2 protein-coding genes are annotated in these 3,246 nt (G+C 46.1%); one reads left to right on the plus strand and one right to left on the minus strand.

Annotated elements, in window-relative coordinates; all coding sequences use genetic code 11:
• Nucleotides 1–206: 206 nt before the first annotated feature.
• The gene (locus tag F6K38_RS37780) at nucleotides 207–1,661 is read right to left on the minus strand and encodes an NF038122 family metalloprotease (protein WP_287265268.1); all 1,455 of its coding nucleotides are present in this window, start codon (nucleotides 1,659–1,661) and stop codon (nucleotides 207–209) included.
• A gap of 254 nt (nucleotides 1,662–1,915) precedes the next feature.
• Here F6K38_RS37780 and F6K38_RS37785 point away from each other — a divergent pair, with 254 nt between their 5' ends.
• Nucleotides 1,916–3,109 carry a DNA double-strand break repair nuclease NurA gene (locus F6K38_RS37785; protein ID WP_008178770.1) on the plus strand — a complete coding sequence of 398 codons (1,194 nt, stop codon included), beginning with the start codon at nucleotides 1,916–1,918 and terminating at the stop codon, nucleotides 3,107–3,109.
• Nucleotides 3,110–3,246: the final 137 nt, after the last annotated feature.

Genomic DNA, 3,246 nt, shown 5'->3' on the forward strand with positions numbered 1-3,246 from the left:
AAAATCCGTTCTAGAGGTACCAATGACAATGGTTCCTATGATGAGGAGCCGTATGAAGGGAAACCTTCACGTACGGTTTTGAAGACGAGTCGGAGGGGCGACTCTCCGGCTTAGTTTAATGAGGCTTAACTCCAATTGCTGTATGACCACCCCTCACTCAGACAACAATAAATTGACCTTGACCTTTTTATTCGGAATTGTTCCGATTAATCCCGGTTTAAGAGTATCCCCAACAGACCTAACCCAATTAAGCCACTGGTAGCCCCAGGGTCTGGCACCTGAGCCGATCCCTGGTCAGCATTGAAGGTTGACCAATTGAAATTTGAAGAAAACCGCTGCTGTTCTATCAACTGGCCTAATACTTGCCCACTGCCACCGCCACCACCGCCACCACCGCCACTGCCGCCACCACCGCCACTGCTACCGCCACCAGCACCGCCACCATAGCCCCATTCGTAGATGTCGAGCACATTCTGGATCCGGTCTTGATCTAGCCAGGATCCTGCTGTTTCGTTATAGCCATTGGCGATATACCAGTCGATCCATGAGGCATTCCAGTTAGGATCATTGAAGTAGGCACCGATTTTGCTGGCTAAGGTATTCTTGGCGTTGTTGAGCAAGTTATTGAGATTTAGGGTCATATTTGAGTCACTGGGGCGTCCATCTGAGCCCAACACAGTGGAGTTTAGGTTCCAGCCAATCACATCAAATGCTCGTAAATCTAGTGCTGAGATATCGGCCCTCTCTGCCCAACCTAGGGCTGGCTTCATAACACCCAAATCATTGCCCATACCGTCCCAGTGGCTGGCTTGATAGCCATCACCTCCTAATCCTAAATTGGGATCCTTGCCTTCAGAAAAGTATGCCAGAACTTTATTACCCCCATCAATGGAAAAGTAGGCGTCGGCACCATAGGCTAATTCAAGCATGTCTTGGTCTTCGCTCCAGGCACTATAGCGGTACATATCCAGGGAGGTAGTACGCATCAGACGGTCAAGGTTCATCTGATAACTAGCGTCATAATCCGCGAGTATCGTCGAATCCACCCCACTGACGAAGCCCAAGATATGACCAATTTCATGGATGCCGACACTGAGAAAGTCTATGGTGTTTGATGGGGTTGGGGCGTTACGCTGGTAATCATAGCTCCAATTGAAGGCGTCATTCATGACGATATAGCCATCGAGAAGGGAGTTATTCCTGTGGTAATTTATGGCTTTGGCATTGGCATTGGTCAGAGCAATGTTTTTGTTGTACCACCCATTTCTGCTTTCAAACACGGCATGATAGCCACTATGGCCATCATTATAGTTATGTTTTTGCAGGTTATCATAAGCAGTATAATCATCTACCGACGTTCTATCGGACTTCAGCTTCTTCCGAAATTTTTTGTACTTTTTAGACTTTTGCAGACCAGGGAGTGCCCCACCGAGGATGTTTGAGGGCAAGTCGTCGGTGACATCAACGTGAATTTTGACGGTGACATTATCGGTTAAATAGTAAGACCAAATCTCACCAGCCATTTCAAACCCGAGCATTTGTTCGAGGGACGTTCCTGGTTGATAGCTGAAGTCGAAGTCTATGGCTTGAGCTGGGGCGTTACCACCAATTACGGCTGCGGATGCCAGGGACAAGGACATCATTAATTGGCGATTCTTCATAAAATCTTACCTCGTAGAAATTACTGACATGAATACTGTCAGTATGAAAAGGTAATGTATGCAATCGTGTTTGTGATCTGAGGCTGGTGTATAGGATCGCGTTTGTTATTGGAGCCTGATGTATACAATTGTGTTTATTTATCTCTGTTGGTTTAGGATCACTTAATGAGTCGTTTAGGATCACAAGAAAAGTGTGTTACAGATCACTAGTTTGAAATTAGCAAATCTACGGTAAATCTACTAATCAGCTCTCCATGCTTGATCTGGCAAAACTGGCAGGACAAATTCCTGGTATTAGTAAGCACCTGAGACTAGAGGCAGTGGCGTCTCGCCAACGCCTAGAACGGGCTGAACAATTACTGGCAAAGGCTAAAAAACAACAAGAGAGTTTGGTCAAGTCTCATCAGCAATGGCGCGATCGCATGATTTTCACGGCGGCAACACCTGTAGAATCTCTGGATACTTGTGTTGATATCAGTAGTCCCCCTGAAAGCCATAGTGTTTTCGCCACCGATGGGTCTCAAATTTCCCCCTCTCACCACGAAATTCTCTACTGTTATGTGATTAATGTGGGTCGGGTAATGTTGCACTATGGACAAAGTCTTTACCCTCTGTTGGATAGTGTGCCCGAAGTGTTCTACCGACCGGAAGACTTATATATTTCTCGTCAGTGGGGGATTCGCACGGAGGAGTGGATGGGGCATCGGCGCACCATTTCCGAAGTATCGATGTTAGCAGAAATGGCTTGCCGTTGGGTGAAGCCACCAGCTCCCCACAGGGATACTCCCAATTTAGCGATAGTAGATGGTTCCCTAATTTACTGGTTTCTTGATGGGATGCCAGGGGATGCACGCGATCGCATATTGCCTCCGATTCTAACAGCTTGGGAGCAGTTGCGTTCTGTTAATGTACCCCTGATTGGTTACCTGAGCGCTTCTCGTAGTGTGGAAATGGTTAATTTCCTCAGATTACCAGCTTGTCCCTATGAAACACCCAAATGTATCACCCAATGTGGTAATCTCACGGACAAGTTGCCCTGTCAGGTGATTGACCCCTTGCGGGATACCACTCTCTGGGCAAGTTTATTGCAACCAGGACAGCGTAGCCCTCTATTTCAGAGTTCCGCACGGATTCTGGATTTATACGACCATCACCGGATCTATTTCTGTTATGTCCATGTGGGTACAGAAATTGCTCGGATCGAGATGCCAGAATGGGTAGCCCAGAATTCGGCATTGCTCAATCAAGCCTTGAGTTTAATGCTGGGCCAGGTCTATAAAGGCTATGGTTATCCCATTGCTGTGTCTGAAGCTCATAATCAGGCCGTGATTAAGGCCGGTGACCGGAATCGCTTCTTTGCTTTGCTTGAACAACAAATGATTCGGGCAGGTGTCAAAAATGTGGGAATATCCTATAAGGAGGCTCGTAAACGGGGTAGTATTAGTTGAATGTAGAATGAAGAATGTAGAATGTAGAATGAAGAATGAAGAATTTAGAATGAAGAATGGAGAATTTAGAATGAAGAATAGTGAATGCAGAATGAAGAATAGTGAATGCAGAATTTAGAATTTATAATGCAGAATAG

This window comes from Moorena sp. SIO3B2 (genome assembly GCF_010692525.1).
GTDB lineage: Bacteria > Cyanobacteriota > Cyanobacteriia > Cyanobacteriales > Coleofasciculaceae > Moorena > Moorena producens.

Bases quoted from the DNA above. Each gene is read 5' to 3' on its own strand.
- F6K38_RS37780 (WP_287265268.1), bottom strand. From the start codon at position 1,661: ATGAAGAATCGCCAATTAATGATGTCCTTGTCCCTGGCATCCGCAGCC.
- F6K38_RS37785 (WP_008178770.1), top strand. From the start codon at position 1,916: ATGCTTGATCTGGCAAAACTGGCAGGACAAATTCCTGGTATTAGTAAG.